Below are 21,059 nucleotides of genomic sequence, written 5' to 3'. Positions count from 1 at the left end.
GTGGAATACAGCTGGATGGTTGAATGTTTGATCAGTTACATGCAAACGCATGGATCTAGTTCGCGGAGGAGCAACCATGCAGTTCGGAATCTTCACGGTCGGTGACGTCACCACTGATCCCACGACGGGGGCGACCCCGACAGAGCACGAGCGCATCAAGGCCATGACGACCATCGCCAAGCACGCCGAGGAAGTCGGTCTCGACGTCTTCGCGACCGGCGAGCATCACAACAAGCCGTTCGTGCCGTCATCTCCGACCACGATGCTCGGATACATCGCGGCCCAGACCGAGAAGATCACGCTCTCCACGTCCACGACGCTGATCACCACCAATGACCCGGTGAAGATCGCCGAGGATTACGCGATGCTTCAACACCTCGCCGAGGGGCGCGTCGATCTGATGATGGGTCGCGGAAACACCGCGCCTGTGTACCCGTGGTTCGGCAAGGACATTCGCGCCGGTATCCCGTTGGCGCTCGAGAACTATCAACTTCTTCGCCGGCTCTGGGACGAGGAGGTCGTGAACTGGCAAGGGGAGTACCGCACTCCACTCCAGGGATTCACGTCCACACCGCGCCCGCTGGACGGCGTCGCGCCGTTCGTGTGGCACGGCTCGATCCGCAGCCCCGAGATCGCGGAGATCGCGGCGTATCACGGCGACGGATTCTTCGCGAACAACATCTTCTGGCCGAAAGAGCACTACATCGAGCTGATCAATCTTTACCGCCGGCGTTACGAGCATTACGGCCACGGGTCCGCGGATCAGGCGATCGTCGGTCTCGGTGGTCAGGTCTTCATGCGCAAGAACAGTCAGGACGCGGTCAAGGAATTCCGTCCGTATTTCGACAATGCTCCGGTGTACGGCCACGGGCCCTCACTCGAAGAGTTCACCGAGCAGACGCCGCTGACCGTCGGTTCCCCTGAACAGGTCATCGAGAAGACGTTGGCGTTTGCCGATTTCTTCGGTGACTACCAGCGCCAGCTGTTCCTGATGGATCACGCCGGACTGCCGCTGAAGACGGTGCTCGAGCAGCTCGATCTGCTCGGTGAGGAAGTTGTTCCGGTTCTGCGCCGTGAGTTCGCGGCCAGGCGGCCAGCACATGTGCCGGACAACCCGCCCACTCACGCGTCGATGAAGGCAACTCGTGAGGCAAGCAGTGCCACTGCCTGACGAGCAACCGCCTGAGGTTCCGGTCAGCACCACCGAACTCGCCACCGACGCCTGGGAAGCCTTGTTTCGCGCCCAGGTGTCGGTGCTGCGGCGGCTCTCTGCCGACGACGTCTGGGATCAGGTGTCGATGCGCGAGTACGACGTGCTGTTCACGCTGAGTCTTGCGCCGAGTAGTTCCCTTCGCCTGCATGACCTGAATCGGGAGATATTGCTGAGCCAGCCTTCGCTCAGTCGCCTGGTGGAACGGTTGGAGGGCGAAGGTCTGGTAACGAGAAGTGTTGATCCACAGGATCGCCGCGGGACGATCGTGCAACTCACCGAAACGGGTGCAGCGCTGCAGAAATCAGTGGGTCGCCGTCATGCCGCGAGCATCCGCCGCCACGTCGGACCGGCCCTGGACGCGGATGAACTTCGACTGTTGGCCGAATTGTGCACGCGTCTGCGTCTCGCGCAGTCATGACTGGAGGCAGGATGGACGATATGAGTAACCTCGAAGCGCAGCCCGTCGAGCAGGAATGCGAAGGCCATCCGGCGGAGAGCGAGATTCAGATCCTCACCCCGCGCGACGTACCGCTCGGTGGCCCGCGGGCCATGCGAGTGCGACGCACCCTCCCGCAACGCGAGCGTTCGCTGATCGGGGGATGGTGTTTTGCAGATCATTACGGTCCGGATGACGTCGGCTCAGGACCGGGCATGCATGTGCCGCCGCATCCGCATACCGGTTTGCAGACGGTGAGTTGGCTGTTCACCGGAGAGATCGAGCACCGTGACAGCATCGGTTCCCATGCGATGGTGCGGCCGGGTGAACTGAATCTGATGACGGCCGGGAGTGGGATCGCGCACTCCGAGGTGTCGACGCCGAATACGAAGGTTCTGCACGGGATGCAGTTGTGGGTGGCGCTGCCGGATGCGGCGCGCGATACCGCACCCGCGTTCGTTCACTATCGACCGGAGCCGGTGACCACCGATGGTGTCACGCTCAGTGTGTTCCTCGGTTCGCTCGCCGGTGAAACGTCTCCGGTGTCTACCTTCACCGAATTACTCGGTGCCGAGGTGATTCTCGATCCTGGGGCCGAGATCGCCCTCGATGTCGATCGTTCACATGAGCACGGCGTGATCGTCGATCAAGGATCGGTTGTTCTGCGTGGTACCACTGTCGGCTGGGCCGAGTTGGGTTATCAAGCACCGGGTTTCGGAAAACTGACTTTGCGCAATCCGGGATCCGAACCGGCTCGACTGCTACTTCTCGGCGGGAAACCGTTGGGCGAGCAGGTCATCATGTGGTGGAACTTCATGGGCCGTACACACGCAGAGATCGTCGAGTATCGACGCAAGTGGCAGGCCGAGCTTGCCTCCGGATTCGACGGCAGCGTCCCGGACCGGCGTTTCGGCGTCGTGCCGGGATACGACGGTCCGGCGCTCCCGGCACCCGAGTTGCCGAACAGTACGTTGCGGCCCCGAGCCTAGTCGTTGCTCTTGCTGCTACCGGCCGCGAGCGTCGTTTCGATCAGGCTTGTTCGATGTCCTGGTGAGCCTTCGCGAGCATGATGTAGCCGGCGCCGTTGGCGGTGATACCGGCCTTTTCGCCTTCGGAGAGTTCACGTTTGACCTTGGCGGGCACGCCGGCGACCAGTGATCCAGGCGGGATTTGCATCCCCTGAGACACGACGGCGCCGGCTGCAATCAGTGACCCCGAGCCGATGTGTGCGCCGTTGAGCACCACGGCACCCATGCCGACGAGAACGTCGTCTTCGACGGTGCACCCGTGCAGCACTGCGTTGTGGCCGACCGAGATTCGTTCGCCCAGCACTGCGGGGAACGTCGGGTCGGCGTGCACGGTGCAGTTGTCCTGAATGTTGGTGTCAGCGCCGATGGAGATCGATTCTGCGTCGCCGCGGATAACCGCGCCGTACCAGATGCTGGCTCCCGCAGCGATGGTCACCGCGCCGACAACGGTGGCGTTGGGTGCGATGAACGCACTTTCGTCGATCTGCGGGGTGTTACCGAGAACGGTGGCGATGATCGGGTTGGTCATGGTTCTCCTGTGCGTTGGAATGACGTGCTCTGACGGTACCTGGACTACTTCGCTGTGGGTTTTCGATTCATGACGACTGTGCCGACGCCCGCGGTCACCACCAGTGCGATGGCCACGAGTGTGAATGCGTCGAGCGTTTGCCCGATCACGAGGACTCCGGCCAGTGCGGCCGCTGCGGGTTCGAGGGCGATGAGCACGGCAAAGACTTTCTTGGCGAGAGAGCGCAGCGCCCACATTTCCAAGCTGTACGGGATGACGGACGAGAGGACGGCGACGGCTGCGCCTGCGGCGAGCATCGTCGGATCCAGTAGTTCACTTCCTCCCGAGACGACGCCGAAGGGCAGCGTCAATACGGCCGCGACGATGCTTGCGCCTGCCAACCCGTCGGCGCTCGGGAGCGTCGCGGCCAGGTGGGAACCGGCCACGATGTATCCGGCCCACGCAGTAGCGGCGATCAACGCGAACATCACCCCGATCGGGTCCAAACCGGATTCGCCGTGATCGCTTAACCCGAGCAGCAACACTCCGCCGAAGGCGAGCAGCACCCATGCTCCGTCGGCCCACCGACGAGACAGAATTGCGGCCAGGGTGAGCGGTCCGAGGAACTCGATGGTGACGGCCGTTCCGATGGGCACCGTGTCGAGGGCGAGGTAGAAGGCGCCGTTCATCACGGCGAGGGCGATGCCCAGCGCGAAGATGCCTTTGCGCTGCCGGTTCGACCATCTGCTCCATCGCGGGCGGACGATGACGCCGAGGATGATCGCGGCGATCGTCAGCCGCAGCGTCGTGGCTCCGGCCGGCCCGATCTGCGAGAACAGTGTCGTCGCGAATGCCGCTCCGAACTGGAGCGACAGTATCGAGGTGAGGACTGCTCCGACCGGCAGTAGCTGACTGCCGGCCTTCATTCTCCGGTGAACTCGGGACTTCGACGCTCGAGCATCGCGGCGACGGCTTCGTGGTGATCTCGGGTGTGGTGGGCGATCGACTGCATGGCGGCCGAGAGTTCGAGCAAGCTCTCGAGGCTCTGGTGCTGGCCCTCGCGGAGGAGCTTTTTGGTCATGCGGAGTACCTGCGGGGGATTGGCGGCTACTCGAGCTGCCAAAGCGTGCGCTGCGGAAAGCAATTCCTCGGGTTCGGTCACCTGCGAGACCAGACCCCAGTCGAGTGCTCTCGCAGCATCGATCGGTTCACCGGTGAACGCCATCTCGGCCGCGCGGGCGTTGCCGATCGCGCGGGGGAGCAGCCACGCTCCGCCGTCGCCGGGGATGAGTCCTACCTTGACGAAACTCTCGGCGAAGACCGCGGCGGTCGAGGCGATACGGAGGTCGCACATGAGTGAGAGGTCGCAGCCCGCTCCGATGGCCGGGCCGTTGACCGCCGCGATGGTCGGCACCTCACACGTGTACAGCGCGAGCGGGATGCGTTGGATGCCGTGCCGGTAGCCCTGGCGGATCTCGCCGGGTGCGCCACCGAACATGCCCTCCTTGTCTCGCATGTGCTTGACGTTGCCGCCGGAGGAGAAGGCCGATCCGGCCCCCGTCAGAATGACCGTGCGCACACTCTGATCTCGGTTGACCGCGGTGACTGCGTCTTCGAGGGCCTCGATCATGTCGATCTCGGAGATCGCATTGCGGGTGTCCGGGCGATTGAGGGTCCACGTGACCACATCGCCGGTTCGCGAGATCAGTACGGCGTCGCTCATGGGTGCTCCTGGTTGTCGATGGCAGTTGAGCTCAGTCTCTCACCACAGGATTTCGCAATAACAATCATTCGTGCTTGATTTTTATGGATGTGAGTGTGATGCTGGTCGCATGGCCGAACTTCAGACGTTCATCGATGACTTGCGGGCCGAAGGCGAGAGCCTCGACGCCCTGGTTGCGGATCTGCCCGAGGAGAAGTGGGCGACAATGACGCCTGCGGAAGGGTGGACCATCGCACATCAGATCGGGCACCTGCACTGGACGGACAGTGCAGCGATCCTGGCGATCACCGACCCGGACGGGTTCGCGGAGCAGTTGAAGGCGGCGTTCGTGAACCCGGCAGGGTTTGTCGACGACGGTGCTGCCGAACAGGCGGCCCGCCAGCCGGCCGAGTTGCTCGCCGATTGGCGAGCGGGGCGCACCGCTCTCGTCGAGGCGCTCACCGCCGCCCCGGCCGGAACCAAGTTCCCCTGGTACGGCCCGCCCATGGGCGGTGTCTCCATGGCTACCGCGCGACTGATGGAGACGTGGGCGCACGGGCAGGACGTTGCCGACGCACTCGGCGTCGAACGCGCTCCGACGGCGCGCATCAAGAACATCGCTCACCTGGGTGTGCGGACGCGAAACTTCGCGTACTCGGTCAACGAGAAAACGCCGCCCGCCGACGATTTCCGGGTTGAGTTGACCGCGCCGGACGGGTCGCTCTGGACCTGGGGGCCGGAAGATGCACCGCAGAAGGTCACCGGGCCGGCGTTGGACTTCTGCCTGCTGGTTACCCAGCGCGCCAATCGCGCCGATCTCGATCTGGTCGCCGTGGGTGCCGACGCGGACGAGTGGCTCGGGTTCGCGCAGGCCTTTGCCGGACCCAGCGGTGAGGGACGAGCCGCCGTCGGATCCAGCGGTGAGGGACGAGCATCGAAGGTGTGCAAATGAGTTCGGTACGGATCGGTAACTGCTCCGGGTTCTACGGCGACCGCGTCTCGGCGATGCGCGAGATGCTCGAGGGCGGCGAACTCGACTACCTGACCGGCGACTACCTGGCCGAACTGACGATGTTGATCCTCGGGCGGGATCGGATGAAGGACCCGTCGCTCGGCTACGCGAAGACGTTCCTGCGGCAGGTGGAGGACACGCTCGGCCTTGCGCTCGACAAGGGGGTGAAGATCGTCGCGAATGCAGGCGGTCTCAATCCCGCCGGACTGGCCGACGCGTTGCGCGAGGTCAACACCAAGCTGGGGTTGAACGCAAAGATCGCCCACGTCGAGGGCGACGATTTGATCTCTCGGGCAGACGAACTCGGACTCGGCTCCCCACTGACGGCCAACGCGTACCTCGGCGCCTGGGGCATCGTCGAAGCATTGTCGGCCGACGCCGATGTCGTGGTCACCGGACGGGTCACCGATGCGTCGGTGATCGCCGGTCCGGCCGCTCACCATTTCGGTTGGAAGCGAGATGATTTCGATCAGCTTGCCGGTGCTGTCGCGGCGGGCCACGTCATCGAGTGCGGAACCCAGGCCACCGGCGGCAACTACGCGTTCTTCACAGAGATTCCCAATCTGGGCCGGCCTGGCTTCCCGATCGCCGAGATCAACGCGGACGGATCTTCGGTCATCACCAAGCACGCCGGAACGGACGGCGAGGTGAGCGTCGGCACGGTGACGGCGCAGCTGCTGTACGAGATCACCGGTGGACGCTATGCAGGCCCGGACGTGACGACCCGCATCGACAACGCAGTGCTCACCCAGGAAGGCCCGGATCGGGTGCTGATCAGCGGCGTCACGGGCGAGGCTCCGCCGCCGCAGTACAAGGTCTCGCTGAACACGCTGGCCGGGTTCCGCAACGAGGCCACTTTCATTCTCACCGGTCTCGACATCGAGGCCAAGGCCGATCTGGCGAAGACTCAGCTCGAATCCTGGCTGACGAAGAAGCCCGCCGAACTGGTCTGGACTCTCGCTCGCACGGATCATCCGGATTCCGACACCGAGGAAACCGCGAGTGCGTTGCTGCGCTGCGTGGTTCGCGATTCCGACCCCAAGGTGATCGGTCGTCCTTTCTCCGCGGTTGCGGTGGAAATGGCACTTGCCAGCTACCCCGGCTTCTCGCTGACGGCTCCGCCGAGCAACGGCCAACCGTACGGAGTGTTCACCCCCGGCTACGTCGACGCGGGATCGGTGCCGCACGTGGCCGTACTGCCGGACGGCACGCGCGTGGACATCGCTCCGTCCACGTTGACGCAGGACCTCGAACCCGTCGACGAACCGGAGCGTCCGGAGCCGTTGCCGCCACAGACGTCGCTGTCGGTACCACTCGGCACGATCGCCGGTGCCCGTAGTGGCGACAAGGGCGGAAATGCCAACGTCGGCGTCTGGGTTCGCACGGACGATCAGTGGAAGTGGTTGGCGCACACACTGACCGTCGAGATGCTCAAGGAACTGCTACCGGAAGCAGCAGACCTGAACGTCACTCGCTACCAGCTTCCGCACCTTCGTGCCGTCAACTTCGTGATCGAGGGAATCCTCGGTCAGGGTGTCGCCTCGCAGGCGCGGTTCGATCCGCAGGCCAAGGGAATTGGTGAATGGCTGCGTTCGCGCCACATCGACATCCCGATTTCGCTACTCCCCGTAACTGACGAGAAAGAGGATTCACGGTGACCGTGTGGACCACACCGGAAAGGCTTGCGCTTCGCGAGACCGTACGCGGATTCGTGAACCAGGAGATTCTGCCGCATCTGACGCAGTGGGAGCGAGACGGCGAGATTCCGCGCGAATTGCACCGCAAGGCAGGCGCTCTCGGACTCCTCGGGGCCAGCGCACCCGAATCGGCCGGTGGTGAGGGCGGCGACGCCGTCGACTCCATCGTGATCTGTGAGGAGATGCATCAGGCAGGTGCGTCGGGCGGGCTGTTCGCATCGCTCTTCACCTGCGGCATCGCGGTGCCGCACCTGATCGCGGCCGGCGACGAGGCGCAGATCGAGAAGTGGGTCAAGCCGACCCTGCGCGGCGACAAGATCGGCTCGCTCGCCATCACCGAGCCCGGCGGAGGCAGCGACGTCGGGCACCTGACAACTACAGCCAAGCGCGACGGCGATCATTACGTCGTGAACGGCGCCAAGACGTTCATCACCTCCGGCGTTCGAGCGGACTTCGTCGTTACAGCGGTGCGCACCGGTGGTCCCGGCGCGGGTGGTGTCTCACTGCTCGTGATCGAGAAGGGCACACCGGGATTCACCGTCTCGCGCAAACTCGAGAAGATGGGCTGGCGCGCATCCGATACCGCGGAACTCTCCTTTGTCGACGCCCGGGTTCCGGTGGAGAATCTGGTCGGTGCAGAGAACAGCGGCTTCGCGCAGATCGCCCAGGCATTTGTCTCCGAGCGGGTAGCGCTCGCCGCGCAGGCGTATGCCAGTGCAGAACGTTGCCTGGAGCTGACGCTCGAATGGTGCCGCGCCCGTGAGACTTTCGGTCGCCCCCTGATCAGTCGGCAGGCCGTCCAGAACACCGTCACCGAGATGGCCCGCAAGATCGACGTCGCCAAGGTGTACACGCACTCGGTGATCGAGCGGTACATGGCCGGTGACGGCGATCTGATCGCCGAGGTGTGCTTTGCGAAGAACACGGCAGTCGAGACGGGCGAATGGGTTGCGAACCAAGCTGTTCAGCTGTTCGGCGGCCTCGGATACATGCAGGAAAGCGAAGTGGAGAGGCAGTACCGGGACATGCGAATTCTGGGAATCGGTGGCGGAACCACCGAAATCCTCACCGGCCTCGCGGCCAAGCGATTGGGGTATCAGTCATGAGTGTCATCCGGTCAACACTGGACACCAATTCCGAGGTGTACAAGACCGCAACTTCGACCATGAACACCAAGCTCGCCGAGATCGAGGTCGAGCACGCCAAGGCGTTGGCGGGTGGCGGCGAGAAGTACACCGAGCGGCACCACAAGCGGGGAAAGCTCCTGGCACGCGAGCGGATCGAACTCCTGCTCGATCAGGATTCACCGTTCCTCGAACTGTGTCCCCTCGCTGCGTGGGGGAGTGACTTCCCGGTCGGCGCCAGCACTGTGGTCGGTATCGGCGTCGTCGAAGGTGTCGAATGCCTGATCGTCGCCAACGATCCCACCGTGCGCGGCGGCACCAGCAACCCGTGGACGCTGCGTAAGGGTTTCCGCGCCAACGACATCGCCATGCAGAACCGACTCCCGGTGATCTCCCTCGTAGAGTCCGGCGGCGCAGACTTGCCGACGCAGAAAGAGGTGTTCATCCCGGGCGGGCGTATGTTCCGTGACCTCACTCAGCTGTCCGCAGCCGGAATCCCCACCATTGCACTGGTCTTCGGTAACTCGACGGCCGGCGGTGCGTACATCCCGGGCATGTCCGACCACGTCGTGATGATCAAGGAACGCTCCAAGGTGTTCCTCGCAGGCCCGCCGCTGGTCAAGATGGCCACCGGTGAGGAATCCGACGACGAGGCACTCGGCGGCGCCGAAATGCACGCTCGCAAGTCCGGGTTGGCCGACTACTTCGCCGCCGACGAGCAGGACGCGATCCGCATCGGGCGCTCGATCGTCAAGCGGCTCAACTGGACCAAGAAGGGGCCGGCGCCGCGCGCGGAGATCATCGAACCGCTCGAGGATCCGGAAGAGTTGCTCGGCATCGTTCCGGCCGACCTTAAGATCCCGTTCGATCCGCGTGAGGTCATCGCCCGTATCGTCGACGGTTCCGACTTCGACGAGTTCAAGCCGCTCTACGGTTCCTCCCTCGTGACCGGGTGGGCCGAGCTCAACGGCTACCCGATCGGCATCCTGGCGAACGCACGTGGAGTGCTCTTCAGTGAGGAATCACAGAAGGCCACGCAGTTCATCCAGCTCGCCAATCGTTCCAACACGCCGTTGCTGTTCCTGCACAACACCACCGGGTACATGGTGGGTAAGGAATACGAGGAGGGCGGCATGATCAAGCACGGATCGATGATGATCAATGCGGTTGCCAACTCCAAGGTTCCGCACATCTCGATCCTGCTCGGAGCGTCCTACGGCGCCGGTCACTACGGTATGTGCGGACGCGCGTTCGATCCGCGGTTCCTCTTTGCGTGGCCCAGTTCCAAGTCCGCCGTCATGGGCGGTGCGCAGCTCGCCGGCGTCATCTCCATCGTGGGACGCGCTGCTGCCGAGGCGCGCGGCCAGGTATTCGACGAGCAGGCCGATGCCGGCATGCGCGCGATGATCGAGAACCAGATCGAGGCCGAGTCACTCCCGATGTTCCTGTCGGGTCGTCTGTACGACGACGGCGTCATCGATCCCCGAGACACCCGCACCGTGGTGGGAATGTGCCTGTCGGCCATCGCCACCGCCCCGATCGAAGGCACCGACAACTTCGGCGTCTTCCGTATGTGAGGCACGCCGTGACAATCACTTCAGTACTGGTCGCCAATCGTGGCGAAATCGCCCGCCGTGTCTTTGCAACCTGCCGCAAGAACGGAATCGGCACGGTCGCGGTATTTTCCGACGCAGATGCCGACAGCCCGCACGTCGCCGAAGCCGATGCTTCGGTTCGCCTGCCGGGTAACACGCCCGCCGAGACCTACTTGCGGGGTGAGCTCGTCATCGCCGCCGCCAAGGCTTCGGGCGCCGACGCGATTCACCCCGGATACGGATTCCTCTCCGAGAACGCGGAGTTCGCGCGCAGCGTCATCGACGCGGGACTGACGTGGATCGGCCCGCCCGTCGAATCCATCGAGCTCATGGGGTCGAAGGTCGAGTCCAAGAAGATCATGGACGCCGCCGGAGTGCCGGTGCTCTCCGAACTCGATCCCGCCGCGGTGACCGAGGCTCATCTGCCGGTGCTGATCAAGGCGTCGGCGGGCGGCGGCGGACGCGGAATGCGTGTCGTTCGTGAATTGTCGGCGCTGGACGGCGAACTGGAAGCGGCGCGGCGTGAGGCGCAGTCCGCTTTCGGCGACCCGACAGTCTTCTGTGAGCGGTACCTCGAGACCGGTCGGCACATCGAGGTTCAGGTCATGGCCGACCGCCACGGTGCGGTGTGGGCGGTGGGGGAGCGCGAGTGCTCGATCCAGCGTCGGCATCAGAAGGTGGTCGAAGAGGCACCGTCGCCGCTCGTGCAACGCATCCCCGCCATGCGCGACAAGCTGTTCGACGCCTCGCGGCTCGCCGCCAACGCCATCGGTTACGAAGGCGCAGGAACCGTTGAATTCCTGGCTGACGAAAAAGGCGACTTCTTCTTCCTGGAAATGAACACGCGTTTGCAGGTGGAGCATCCGGTCACCGAGTGCACCACTGGACTCGATCTGGTGGAACTCCAATTGCAGGTCGCTTCAGGTGAAGCACTTCCGGACGAACAGCCGGAGATCCGGGGGCATTCGATCGAAGTGCGCCTGTACGCCGAGGACCCCGCCAAGAACTGGCAGCCGCAGAGCGGAACCGTCCACCACATCGAGTTGCCCGGTGACCCGCAAGAATTCAGTGTTCTGCGTGAGCAGGGCGTTCGCCTCGACTCCGGCGTCGTCGACGGCAGTGTTGTCGGCGTCCACTACGACCCGATGTTGGCCAAGGTCATCTCGTACGCGCCGACGCGGACCGCAGCTGCCCGGCTGCTCGCATCGACGCTGGCGCGCACCAGGATTCACGGCCTGCGCACCAACCGCGACCTGCTCGTCAACGTCCTGGCCCACCCCGCCTTCATTGCCGGAGACACCGACACTGCCTTCTTCGAGACTCACGACCTCGAGAAGCTGTCTACGCCCTTGGCCGATACCGCCGCCGAAAGACTCTCGGCGCTGGCGGCGGCACTTGCCGATGCCGCGCACAACCGGGCGTCGGCCCGCGTCATCGGCCGCTTGCCCAGCGGGTGGCGCAACCTCCCGTCGCAGCCGCAGAGCAAGAGCTATTCCACTGCGTCGGGCGAGTACGACGTCCGCTACTCCCTGAGCCGAAGCGGCGTGCTGAGTGCAGAAGGCTTCGACGACGTGCGCCTGGTATCGGCAACTGCGACCCGGGTAGTGCTCGAGCAGAGCGGAGTACAGCGCTCGTTCGACGTTGCGGCCTACGGGAGTGAGATTTTTGTCGACTCCTCGCTCGGACCCGTCGCGTTGACGGCAGCACCGCGCTTCGTGGATCCGTCGGCAGAAGTCGCCGCCGGTTCGTTGCTCGCTCCGATGCCGGGATCGGTCATCCGCCTCGGTGCCGCACTCGGTGACACCGTCACCGCCGGCCAGCCGATTCTGTGGCTGGAGGCCATGAAGATGGAACACACCGTCACCGCGCCGACTGCCGGTGTCCTGGTGGAACTTCCGGTCGCCGTCGGCCAGCAGGTCGAGGTCGGATCGGTACTCGCACGTGTGGAAGAACCCGCTACAGAAGAGGAAGCATGATGAGTTTCATCGAAACCGAAGAGCAGAAGGAACTGCGGGCATCCGTTTCCAAACTGGGTGAGCGCTTCAACTACGTCGACTACGTGCTGCCCAAGGCGCGAAAGGGGGAGCCGCTCACCGAATTGTGGAACGAGGCGGGCAAACTCGGATTCCTGGGCGTCAACCTGCCGGAGGAATACGGCGGCGGCGGTGCAGGCATCTACGAACTCGCGCTGGTGCAGGAGGAATTGGCGGCGCAGGGTGCCGGTCTGCTCCTGGTTGTCGTATCCCCGGCCATCTGCGGCACCATCATCGGCAAGTACGGCACGGCGGAGCAGAAGCAGCAGTGGCTACCCAGCCTCGCCGACGGCTCCAAGATCATGGCGTTCGGAATCACCGAGGCCGACGCTGGTTCCAACTCTCATCAGATCACCACGACGGCACGCAGGGATGGCGACGACTGGATCCTGAGCGGCAACAAGATCTACATCTCGGGTGTCGATCAGGCTGACGCGGTCCTCGTCGTTGCGCGGACCGAGGACTCCAAGACGGGCAAGCTCAAGCCTGCTCTGTTCATCGTCCCCACGGATTCTCCCGGATTCGTGAAGACGCAGATGGAGATGGACATCATCGAGCCGGACCACCAGTTCATCCTCTTCCTCGACGACGTCCGTCTGCCGGCCGACGCTCTGGTCGGCGAAGCCGATGCCGCCTTGATGCAGTTGTTCGCCGGCCTCAACCCCGAGCGCATCCTGGGTGCGTCGATGGCCATCGGCATGGGCCGTTACGCCCTGAACGCCGCAGTGAAGTTCGCCAACGAGCGCACGGTGTGGAAGACGCCGATCGGTGCGCACCAAGGTATTTCGCATCCACTCGCGCAGGTGAAGATCGAACTCGAGCTCGCCAAGCTGATGATGCAGAAGGCCGCGGTGCTCTACGACAGCGGTGACGATTTCGGTGCTGCCGAAGCCGCGAACATGGCAAAGTACGCCGCCGCCGAAGCCAGCATCAAGGCGCTCGATCAGGCGATCCAGACGCATGGCGGCGCAGGACTGACGAAGGAATACGGACTGGCCGCCATGCTCGGTGCGGCTCGTATCGCCCGCGTCGCGCCGGTGAGCCGCGAGATGATCCTCAACTTCGTCTCACAGCATTCCCTCGGTCTGCCACGGTCCTACTAGGAAGAGGCGACTCATGACGGATCAGGACAAGCCATACGTACGGTACGAAGTATCGGGCGGTGCTGCCACGATCACTCTCGACTCACCCCACAACCGCAACGCGATTTCGACGCGGTTGGTCACGGAGTTGCAGGCTGGGTTGACGTCGGCTGCCGCCGATCCGGCAGTTCGAGCGGTGGTACTCACCCACACCGGTGGAACATTCTGTGCGGGAGCCGATCTCAGTGAGGCCTCCGGTTCGTCCGCATCACCGGAGGACGCCGTCAAGGAGCGAGGACGGGGGATGCTGACACTCTTGCGCAGCATTCTCGAGCTTCCCAAGCCGGTGATCGGGCGGATCGACGGTCACGTCCGGGCCGGAGGCATGGGTCTTGTCGGGGCGTGCGACATCGTCGTCGCCGGACCGGCGAGCACCTTCGCGGTGACGGAATCACGGTTGGGTTTGGCAGCGTCCATCATTTCGCTCACGGTCCTACCGAGGCTCGACCAGCGATCTGCGAGCCGCTATCTGCTCACCGGCGAGAAGTTCGGCCAGCACGAGGCCGAATCCATCGGACTCGTCACCGCCGCGTCGCAGGACACGGGGGAGTCGATCACCGAACTGCTCGGCACCTTGCGTCAATGTTCACCGCAGGGACTTGCCGAATCGAAGTGGATCACGACGGGTTCGGTCCTGGCCGGATTCGACCGGGACGGCGAGGAGATGATCGCGCAGTCGGCTCGGCTGTTTTCCTCCGACGAGGCTCGTGAGGGCATGATGTCTTTCTTGCAGAAGCGTCCAGCGGCCTGGGCGCAGTAGAAACTGCGCAGCTGGGACACAGAAGCGCTGGAACACAGAAGTAGAAGGGATGGCGGCGCGATGACTCGAGAGCCCAAGCAGGACCGAAGTCGAGTCACGCGCTCCCACCTGCTCGAAGTGACTGTGGAGTGTCTCGCCGAACTCGGGTGGAGCGCAACGACGATGAGCGTCGTCGCGCAGCGTGCCGGGGTGTCCAGAGGCGCCATGCAGCATCACTTCCCGACCCGCGAGGACCTCATCACCGCGGCGCTCGAGGTGATGTTCGACGCCCGGATGGATCAGGCACGAAAGGAATCGACCGACCTTCCGGTGGGTGCCGGACGAACCGAGGCGATCATTTCGCGGTTGGTGGAGTACTACACCGGGACTCTGTTCAAAGCAGCACTGCAGGTGTGGACGGCCGCTGCCTCCGACCCCGACCTGCGTGCCCGCGTACTGCCCCTCGAGGAACGATTCGGGCGCATCGCGCACCGCATGGCCGTCGAGAGTCTGGGTGTCGACGACTCCGACCCGGTGACGCACCGCTTGGTACAGGCGACCCTGGACCTGGCCCGCGGACTGGGGCTGGCTGATGTCTTGACAGACGACTCGCGCCGACGCACCGAGGTGGTCAAACAGTGGGCGGCGCAATTGGATTCCACACTTGTTCGGGTACCGGTGGCAACTCCCTGAATCGGTAGCGGCGGGGCCGGCGCCGGTGCTCTCGACGCGCACGTGGCGTGTGTCGGGGGCCACCGAGAAGTACAGTCGGCTCCATGGCCGCACGCACTCTCACTTCGATCGGGACTTCGGTATTGGTCTCGGCTGCCGTGCTCTCGGCCGTGGTCGGCTGCAGCTCCGGCGACGGGTCCGTCGATCAGCCGGGCGACGGTGCGGGTTCGCAGGCACTCGCACCTACGGATCCGGGCCCGATGTTCGCCGAATGCGGCTCGGTGACCGACGAGGAAGTTGTCAACGCCTTCAATCTCGGCGCTTTTGCGACGACGACGCGCAACGGCGTCGGTTGCCAGTGGGAAGTCGCCGGTTCGAACGGTCCGAGCGTCAGTTTCTCCTGGTACCGCGGTAGCCCGATCGGCCGCGAACGGGCCGGGTCCGACCTGCTCGGACGTCCTGCCGACGACATCACGATCGGTGGACACCAGGGCTTCATCGCGTCCACGGCAGGTTCGTTGTGCGAGTTGGGTATCGCGTTCGGCGGAGACTTCGTGCACTGGTCGATCACCTACGGTTTGCTGCCACCGACCGCGGATCCATGCACGGTGGCGCGGGATCTGATGGAAAAAACAGTTTCGAGGGCACAGTGAAGTTCGAGGGCGCCGTGAAGCGCGTAAGGATCGGGCTCGCCCTGGCTGGGTCGCTGGTTCTACTCACGGGGTGCGGCTCCGTGGTCACCGGGACTCCCCGTGCGGAGGGCAGCTACGGCGGTAGTGACAGCCAGGAATTCGCGAACGTCCTCCAAGAATGCGAAGCCGTCACCGACGAGCAGATCGCCGGTGCCGTGGGTGCCGACGCCGTCGGGCGTGGGTTCTTCGGCGCTATCTGCCGTTGGGACGGCATCGGAGCCGCGGGTCCGATCAAGATCACCTTCAACTGGTTCGAGACGGGCACCCTCGATCACGAGCGCGCTGCATTCGAGCACCTGGGATACGTGGTGGCGAAAATCGACATCAACGGCAGTGGCGGGTACCAGGTTCGCCAGCCGGCCGATCCGCAGAGCTGCGGGGTGAGCGCGAGCGCACCGGCCGGGGGAGTGTTCGGTTGGTGGGTCACCGAGCCGCAAGGCGGCGCGGATCCGTGCGAGGCTGCGGCAAAGCTCGGCGCGTTGACGTTGAACCGCAGCATCTGATCGCGACCGGTCCGGCTGCGTGGTCTGAGTGTGCAGCCAGAGTGTCTGGTCAGAGCGTGAGGTCACTATCACCGTGGCCTCGCTTTGACCTCGTGGCGCGCCGACAGGTATCGTTATGGGTCGTGTCCGGCATGCCCGGGCCGATCTGTGTGCCTAGCTAGGTATTGCCGTGCGCGCGTTCGAGCAGAAACTGCTGATGAACGAGCATCCGGCTGCCTGTGTGGGGGTATGCGACACGCCCGACCTCGGGGGCAGTGCGCGGCATGAAAGTGCTGAGTACAGACTCTGAGGTGGGTGAGGAGCAGCAGCTCTCTTGCTCCAACTGCTAGATCCCTAATTTCAGAACAGCCACGTTTTCGAACGGCCCGAGTTCGCTCGAGCAGTCTGTTCGTCACAAGAAAGCCGGTAAATGCCAACCATCAACCAGCTGGTCCGCAAGGGTCGCCGCGACAAGACCGCCAAGGTCAAGACGGCAGCCCTCAAGGGCAGCCCGCAGCGTCGTGGCGTGTGCACTCGCGTGTACACCACCACCCCCAAGAAGCCGAACTCCGCGCTCCGTAAGGTCGCACGTGTTCGCCTCACGACTTCGGTCGAGGTCACCGCGTACATCCCCGGTGAAGGTCACAACCTTCAGGAGCACTCCATGGTGCTCGTCCGTGGCGGTCGTGTGAAGGACCTCCCGGGTGTCCGTTACAAGATCATCCGCGGCTCCCTCGACACCCAGGGTGTCAAGGGTCGCAAGCAGGCACGCAGCCGCTACGGCGCCAAGAAGGAGAAGAGCTAATGCCACGTAAGGGCCCCGCTCCGAAGCGCCCGCTCATCAACGACCCGGTTTACGGTTCCCCGTTGGTGACGCAGCTCGTCAACAAGATCCTGCTGGACGGCAAGAAGTCCACCGCAGAGCGAATCGTGTACCAGGCTCTCGAGCAGGCACGCGAGAAGACCGGCACCGATCCGGTCGTCACCCTCAAGCGCGCCCTGGACAACGTCAAGCCTGCACTCGAGGTTCGTAGCCGCCGCGTCGGTGGCGCTACCTACCAGGTGCCGGTCGAGGTTCGCCCCGGTCGTTCCACCACGCTGGCACTGCGCTGGCTGGTCACCTTCTCGCGTGCACGTCGTGAGAAGACCATGGTCGAGCGTCTCGCCAACGAGCTCCTCGATGCCAGCAATGGCCTCGGTGCAGCTGTGAAGCGTCGCGAAGACACTCACAAGATGGCCGAAGCCAACAAGGCATTCGCCCACTACCGCTGGTGATGTAAAGCGTCGGAGCAACTGCCATCGGGTGGGGCTCCGACGCTTGTCGCCGTTGGCGGCCTGATCATCGCGACCGATTCCGGACGCAGGTGGCCAGGTTCGCCTCGGCAGAGACATAATTGAAAGACCATGGCCCTGACGGTGGAACACACCGATAAGGCCGACACCCGAAAACCAAGCAACGAGCGGGGAAGAAACCTGTGGCACAGGAAGTGCTGACTGACCTGAACAAGGTCCGCAACATCGGCATCATGGCGCACATCGATGCCGGCAAGACCACCACCACCGAGCGCATCCTGTTCTACACCGGTGTCAATTACAAGATCGGTGAGACGCACGACGGTGCGTCGACGACGGACTGGATGGAGCAGGAGAAGGAACGCGGCATCACGATCACGTCTGCCGCCGTGACTTGCTTCTGGAACAACAACCAGATCAACATCATCGACACCCCCGGCCACGTCGACTTCACGGTCGAGGTGGAGCGGTCGCTGCGCGTGCTCGACGGCGCAGTTGCTGTCTTCGACGGTAAAGAGGGTGTCGAGCCGCAGTCCGAGCAGGTTTGGCGTCAGGCTGCCAAGTACGACGTTCCGCGCATCTGCTTCGTCAACAAGATGGACAAGATGGGCGCGGACTTCTACTTCACAGTCCAGACCATCATCGACCGCTTGGGCGCGAAGCCGCTCGTTCTCCAGCTGCCCATCGGCGCTGAGGACGACTTCGACGGCGTCGTCGACCTGGTCGAGATGAAGGCCATCACCTGGCGCGGCGTGGTCCCGACGGGAACCGCTCCGACCATCGAGGAGATCCCCGCGGATCTCGTCGAGAAGGCTGCCGAGTACCGCGAGAAGCTGCTCGAGACGGTTGCAGAGTCCGACGAAGCTCTCATGGAGAAGTACTTCGGCGGCGAAGAGCTCACCATCGAGGAGATCAAGGGCGCCATCCGCAAGATGACGGTCGCCTCCGAGCTGTACCCGGTTCTCTGTGGCTCCGCGTTCAAGAACAAGGGCGTTCAGCCCATGCTCGACGCTGTCATCGACTACCTTCCGAACCCGCTGGACATCGGCGAGGTCATCGGCCACAAGCTCGGTGACGAAGAAGTAGAGATCACTCGCAAGCCGAGCAAGGACGAGCCGTTCTCGGCTCTCGCCTTCAAGATCGCTGCTCACCCGTTCTTCGGCAAGCTGACCTTCGTCCGCGTGTACTCGGGTCGTATCGATCCGGGTGCTCAGGTGCTCAACGCAACCAAGGGCAAGAAGGAGCGCATCGGAAAGCTCTTCCAGATGCACGCCAACAAGGAGAACCCGGTAGACGAGGCCGTAGCCGGCCACATCTACGCAATGATCGGCCTCAAGGACACCACCACCGGTGACACCTTGTGCGATCAGGCGAGCCCCATCGTCCTCGAGTCGATGTCGTTCCCCGCGCCGGTCATCCAGGTCTCCATCGAGCCCAAGACCAAGTCCGACCAGGAAAAGCTGGGCGTCGCGATCCAGAAGCTCGCCGAAGAGGACCCGACCTTCTCGGTCGAGCTCGACGAAGAGACCGGTCAGACCGTCATCGGCGGTATGGGCGAGCTCCACCTCGACATCCTCGTCGACCGCATGCGTCGCGAGTTCAAGGTCGAGGCGAACGTCGGTAAGCCGCAGGTTGCGTACCGCGAGACCATCACCAAGAAGGTCGAGAAGCACGACTACACCCACAAGAAGCAGACGGGTGGCTCGGGCCAGTTCGCAAAGGTCATCATCGCTCTGGAGCCTTTCGTGGGCGAAGACGGTGCTACCTACGAGTTCGAGAACAAGGTCTCCGGCGGACGTATCCCGCGCGAGTACATCCCCTCCGTGGATGCCGGTGCGCAGGACGCGATGCAGTACGGTGTTCTCGCCGGCTACCCGCTCGTGAACCTGAAGCTGTCGCTGCTCGATGGTGCTTACCACGACGTCGACTCCTCGGAAATGGCGTTCAAGGTTGCCGGTTCGCAGGCACTGAAGGAAGCCGCCCGCAAGGCCGGCCCCGTCATTCTCGAGCCGCTCATGGCTGTCGAGGTCACAACGCCCGAGGAGTACATGGGCGACGTGATCGGCGACCTCAACTCCCGCCGTGGCCAGATCCAGGCCATGGAGGAACGCAGTGGTGCCCGTGTCGTGAAGGCGCTGGTTCCGCTCTCGGAGATGTTCGGTTACATCGGTGACCTGCGGTCGAAGACCCAGGGCCGAGCGAACTTCTCCATGGTGTTCGATTCCTACGCAGAGGTTCCCGCGAACGTCTCGAAGGAAATCATCGCCAAGGCGACGGGCGAGTAAGCACAGCGAGCTCCCCAGCCCGCGCCGGCAAGTAACCTCGGTTTCTTCCGGCACGAAGCACGACCTAGTAACAACCAACCGCACTGCTGCATACGGCAAGCAACAACAGTCCAGGAGGACACAAAGTGGCGAAGGCGAAGTTCGAGCGGACGAAGCCGCACGTGAACATCGGCACCATTGGTCACGTCGACCACGGCAAGACCACGACGACGGCGGCCATCACCAAGGTTCTCGCGGATGCATTCCCCGACCTGAACGAGGCTTCGGCCTTCGATCAGATCGACAAGGCTCCCGAGGAAAAGGCTCGTGGCATCACGATCAACATCTCGCATGTTGAGTACCAGACGGAAAAGCGCCACTACGCGCACGTCGATGCACCGGGTCACGCCGACTACATCAAGAACATGATCACCGGCGCAGCTCAGATGGACGGCGCTATTCTCGTCGTCGCAGCTACCGACGGCCCGATGCCCCAGACGCGCGAGCATGTCCTGCTCGCTCGCCAGGTTGGCGTTCCTTACATCCTCGTCGCCCTGAACAAGGCCGACATGGTTGACGACGACGAGATCCTCGAGCTCGTCGAGATGGAGGTCCGCGAACTGCTGGCCGCTCAGGAATTCGACGAGGAAGCCCCCGTCATTCCGATCTCGGCACTCAAGGCACTCGAGGGTGACCCGAAGTGGACGCAGTCCATTCTCGACCTGATGGCTGCTGTCGACGAGTCCATCCCGGACCCGATTCGTGAGACCGAGAAGCCCTTCCTCATGCCCGTCGAGGACGTCTTCACGATCACCGGCCGTGGCACCGTTGTCACCGGTCGTATCGAGCGTGGCGTTGTCAACGTCAACGAAGAGGTCGAGATCGTCGGCATCAAGGAAACCTCGACCAAGACCACGGTCACGGGTATCGAGATGTTCCGCAAGCTGCTCGACTCGGGCCAGGCCGGCGACAACGTCGGACTGCTCGTTCGTGGCATCAAGCGCGAAGATGTCGAGCGTGGACAGGTTGTCGTCAAGCCGGGCACCACGACTCCCCACACGGAGTTCGAGGGCCAGGCATACATCCTGTCGAAGGACGAGGGCGGCCGCCACACCCCGTTCTTCAACAACTACCGCCCGCAGTTCTACTTCCGTACCACGGACGTTACGGGCGTCGTGACGCTGCCTGAGGGCACCGAGATGGTCATGCCCGGTGACAACACCGAGATGTCCGTCAAGCTGATCCAGCCTGTCGCCATGGACGAGGGCCTGCGCTTCGCAATTCGCGAAGGCGGCCGTACGGTCGGCGCCGGCAAGGTTGCCAAGATCATCAAGTGAGACTCTTGTCTCGCTAGCTGATTCACAGCACTGAAAAGGCGCTCATTCCCTTCGGGGAGTGAGCGCCTTTTCTGTGTCTGTGATCGAGTG

Annotated in this window: 20 protein-coding genes; 17 read left to right on the top strand and 3 right to left on the bottom strand. The window is 63.7% G+C overall.

What is annotated here, in order from left to right:
• The first annotated feature begins 76 nt into the window (after nt 1–76).
• The 3 genes from AC1Q6C_RS16890 to AC1Q6C_RS16880 are packed head-to-tail and all read left to right on the top strand — an operon-like array spanning nt 77 to nt 2,638.
• Nucleotides 77–1,171, top strand: coding sequence for an LLM class flavin-dependent oxidoreductase (locus AC1Q6C_RS16890; protein ID WP_230359646.1), 1,095 nt, complete (start codon nt 77–79; stop codon nt 1,169–1,171).
• Nucleotides 1,158–1,631, top strand: coding sequence for a MarR family winged helix-turn-helix transcriptional regulator (locus AC1Q6C_RS16885; protein WP_328512031.1), 474 nt, complete (start codon nt 1,158–1,160; stop codon nt 1,629–1,631). The genes AC1Q6C_RS16890 and AC1Q6C_RS16885 overlap by 14 nt, the downstream gene beginning before the upstream one ends.
• Before the next feature lie 20 nt (nt 1,632–1,651).
• Nucleotides 1,652–2,638 (top strand): pirin family protein, encoded by a 987-nt coding sequence (locus AC1Q6C_RS16880; protein ID WP_047268946.1) that lies wholly within the window; start codon nt 1,652–1,654, stop codon nt 2,636–2,638.
• A 40-nt stretch (nt 2,639–2,678) separates the two neighbouring features.
• Here the strand turns inward: AC1Q6C_RS16880 and AC1Q6C_RS16875 are convergent, their stop codons facing one another.
• From AC1Q6C_RS16875 to AC1Q6C_RS16865, 3 genes are read right to left on the bottom strand one after another with little or no spacing between them, the layout of a single operon-like run.
• On the bottom strand, nt 2,679–3,206 hold the full coding sequence (locus AC1Q6C_RS16875) for a gamma carbonic anhydrase family protein (protein ID WP_003941993.1): 528 nt from the start codon (nt 3,204–3,206) through the stop codon (nt 2,679–2,681).
• Between the two features lie 44 nt (nt 3,207–3,250).
• Nucleotides 3,251–4,111, bottom strand: a complete 861-nt coding sequence (locus AC1Q6C_RS16870) for an EamA family transporter (RefSeq protein ID WP_058227497.1) — start codon at nt 4,109–4,111, stop codon at nt 3,251–3,253.
• Nucleotides 4,108–4,908 (bottom strand): crotonase/enoyl-CoA hydratase family protein, encoded by an 801-nt coding sequence (locus AC1Q6C_RS16865; RefSeq protein ID WP_003942035.1) that lies wholly within the window; start codon nt 4,906–4,908, stop codon nt 4,108–4,110. The genes AC1Q6C_RS16870 and AC1Q6C_RS16865 overlap by 4 nt, the downstream gene beginning before the upstream one ends.
• Nucleotides 4,909–5,017: 109 nt before the next feature.
• On the opposite strand from AC1Q6C_RS16865, the gene AC1Q6C_RS16860 reads away from it, so the two are divergent.
• The 14 genes from AC1Q6C_RS16860 to tuf all read left to right on the top strand — a co-directional run bounded on the left by AC1Q6C_RS16860 (nt 5,018) and on the right by tuf (nt 20,969).
• Nucleotides 5,018–5,839 carry a TIGR03084 family metal-binding protein gene (locus AC1Q6C_RS16860; RefSeq protein WP_230359648.1) on the top strand — a complete coding sequence of 274 codons (822 nt, stop codon included), beginning with the start codon at nt 5,018–5,020 and terminating at the stop codon, nt 5,837–5,839.
• Nucleotides 5,836–7,557 (top strand): acyclic terpene utilization AtuA family protein, encoded by a 1,722-nt coding sequence (locus tag AC1Q6C_RS16855; protein WP_230359649.1) that lies wholly within the window; start codon nt 5,836–5,838, stop codon nt 7,555–7,557. The genes AC1Q6C_RS16860 and AC1Q6C_RS16855 overlap by 4 nt, the downstream gene beginning before the upstream one ends.
• Entirely contained in the window at nt 7,554–8,702 is a 1,149-nt protein-coding gene (locus AC1Q6C_RS16850; RefSeq protein ID WP_007728404.1) for an acyl-CoA dehydrogenase family protein, read from the top strand. Before AC1Q6C_RS16855 ends, AC1Q6C_RS16850 begins: the two co-directional genes overlap by 4 nt.
• Nucleotides 8,699–10,297: an acyl-CoA carboxylase subunit beta gene (locus tag AC1Q6C_RS16845; protein ID WP_042921023.1), complete on the top strand. Its 1,599-nt coding sequence runs from the start codon at nt 8,699–8,701 to the stop codon at nt 10,295–10,297. The genes AC1Q6C_RS16850 and AC1Q6C_RS16845 overlap by 4 nt, the downstream gene beginning before the upstream one ends.
• An 8-nt stretch (nt 10,298–10,305) precedes the next feature.
• Nucleotides 10,306–12,291 (top strand): acetyl/propionyl/methylcrotonyl-CoA carboxylase subunit alpha, encoded by a 1,986-nt coding sequence (locus tag AC1Q6C_RS16840; protein WP_125050499.1) that lies wholly within the window; start codon nt 10,306–10,308, stop codon nt 12,289–12,291.
• A complete protein-coding gene (locus AC1Q6C_RS16835) occupies nt 12,291–13,451 on the top strand; it encodes an acyl-CoA dehydrogenase family protein (RefSeq protein WP_003942033.1) in 1,161 nt (386 codons plus the stop codon). Before AC1Q6C_RS16840 ends, AC1Q6C_RS16835 begins: the two co-directional genes overlap by 1 nt.
• 13 nt (nt 13,452–13,464) lie before the next feature.
• On the top strand, nt 13,465–14,250 hold the full coding sequence (locus AC1Q6C_RS16830; protein ID WP_230359650.1) for an enoyl-CoA hydratase family protein: 786 nt from the start codon (nt 13,465–13,467) through the stop codon (nt 14,248–14,250).
• A 60-nt stretch (nt 14,251–14,310) separates the two neighbouring features.
• Complete coding sequence (locus AC1Q6C_RS16825) at nt 14,311–14,922, top strand: TetR/AcrR family transcriptional regulator (RefSeq protein ID WP_003942008.1); 612 nt, start codon at nt 14,311–14,313, stop codon at nt 14,920–14,922.
• Between the two features lie 83 nt (nt 14,923–15,005).
• Complete coding sequence (locus AC1Q6C_RS16820; protein WP_003941874.1) at nt 15,006–15,554, top strand: DUF3558 domain-containing protein; 549 nt, start codon at nt 15,006–15,008, stop codon at nt 15,552–15,554.
• Nucleotides 15,551–16,096, top strand: coding sequence for a DUF3558 domain-containing protein (locus AC1Q6C_RS16815; protein ID WP_042453122.1), 546 nt, complete (start codon nt 15,551–15,553; stop codon nt 16,094–16,096). Before AC1Q6C_RS16820 ends, AC1Q6C_RS16815 begins: the two co-directional genes overlap by 4 nt.
• 409 nt (nt 16,097–16,505) lie before the next feature.
• Nucleotides 16,506–16,880 (top strand): 30S ribosomal protein S12, encoded by a 375-nt coding sequence (gene rpsL / locus AC1Q6C_RS16810; RefSeq protein WP_003941908.1) that lies wholly within the window; start codon nt 16,506–16,508, stop codon nt 16,878–16,880.
• Complete coding sequence (gene rpsG, locus AC1Q6C_RS16805) at nt 16,880–17,350, top strand: 30S ribosomal protein S7 (RefSeq protein WP_003941856.1); 471 nt, start codon at nt 16,880–16,882, stop codon at nt 17,348–17,350. Before rpsL ends, rpsG begins: the two co-directional genes overlap by 1 nt.
• Before the next feature lie 200 nt (nt 17,351–17,550).
• Nucleotides 17,551–19,653, top strand: a complete 2,103-nt coding sequence (fusA, locus tag AC1Q6C_RS16800) for an elongation factor G (RefSeq protein WP_007728394.1) — start codon at nt 17,551–17,553, stop codon at nt 19,651–19,653.
• Nucleotides 19,654–19,778: 125 nt separating this feature from the next.
• On the top strand, nt 19,779–20,969 hold the full coding sequence (tuf, locus tag AC1Q6C_RS16795) for an elongation factor Tu (protein WP_003941926.1): 1,191 nt from the start codon (nt 19,779–19,781) through the stop codon (nt 20,967–20,969).
• Nucleotides 20,970–21,059: the final 90 nt, after the last annotated feature.

This window comes from Rhodococcus sp. MT28, from assembly GCF_058792695.1.
The sequence above is the reverse complement of the archived record's forward strand: the minus strand, read 5'-3'. Positions and strand labels throughout refer to the sequence as shown.

Bases quoted from the DNA above. Each gene is read 5' to 3' on its own strand.
- AC1Q6C_RS16890 (WP_230359646.1), top strand. From the start codon at position 77: ATGCAGTTCGGAATCTTCACGGTCGGTGACGTCACCACTGATCCCACG.
- AC1Q6C_RS16880 (WP_047268946.1), top strand. From the start codon at position 1,652: ATGAGTAACCTCGAAGCGCAGCCCGTCGAGCAGGAATGCGAAGGCCAT.
- AC1Q6C_RS16875 (WP_003941993.1), bottom strand. From the start codon at position 3,206: ATGACCAACCCGATCATCGCCACCGTTCTCGGTAACACCCCGCAGATC.
- AC1Q6C_RS16870 (WP_058227497.1), bottom strand. From the start codon at position 4,111: ATGAAGGCCGGCAGTCAGCTACTGCCGGTCGGAGCAGTCCTCACCTCG.
- AC1Q6C_RS16865 (WP_003942035.1), bottom strand. From the start codon at position 4,908: ATGAGCGACGCCGTACTGATCTCGCGAACCGGCGATGTGGTCACGTGG.
- AC1Q6C_RS16860 (WP_230359648.1), top strand. From the start codon at position 5,018: ATGGCCGAACTTCAGACGTTCATCGATGACTTGCGGGCCGAAGGCGAG.
- AC1Q6C_RS16855 (WP_230359649.1), top strand. From the start codon at position 5,836: ATGAGTTCGGTACGGATCGGTAACTGCTCCGGGTTCTACGGCGACCGC.
- AC1Q6C_RS16845 (WP_042921023.1), top strand. From the start codon at position 8,699: ATGAGTGTCATCCGGTCAACACTGGACACCAATTCCGAGGTGTACAAG.
- AC1Q6C_RS16835 (WP_003942033.1), top strand. From the start codon at position 12,291: ATGAGTTTCATCGAAACCGAAGAGCAGAAGGAACTGCGGGCATCCGTT.
- AC1Q6C_RS16830 (WP_230359650.1), top strand. From the start codon at position 13,465: ATGACGGATCAGGACAAGCCATACGTACGGTACGAAGTATCGGGCGGT.
- AC1Q6C_RS16825 (WP_003942008.1), top strand. From the start codon at position 14,311: ATGACTCGAGAGCCCAAGCAGGACCGAAGTCGAGTCACGCGCTCCCAC.
- AC1Q6C_RS16820 (WP_003941874.1), top strand. From the start codon at position 15,006: ATGGCCGCACGCACTCTCACTTCGATCGGGACTTCGGTATTGGTCTCG.
- rpsL (WP_003941908.1), top strand. From the start codon at position 16,506: ATGCCAACCATCAACCAGCTGGTCCGCAAGGGTCGCCGCGACAAGACC.
- rpsG (WP_003941856.1), top strand. From the start codon at position 16,880: ATGCCACGTAAGGGCCCCGCTCCGAAGCGCCCGCTCATCAACGACCCG.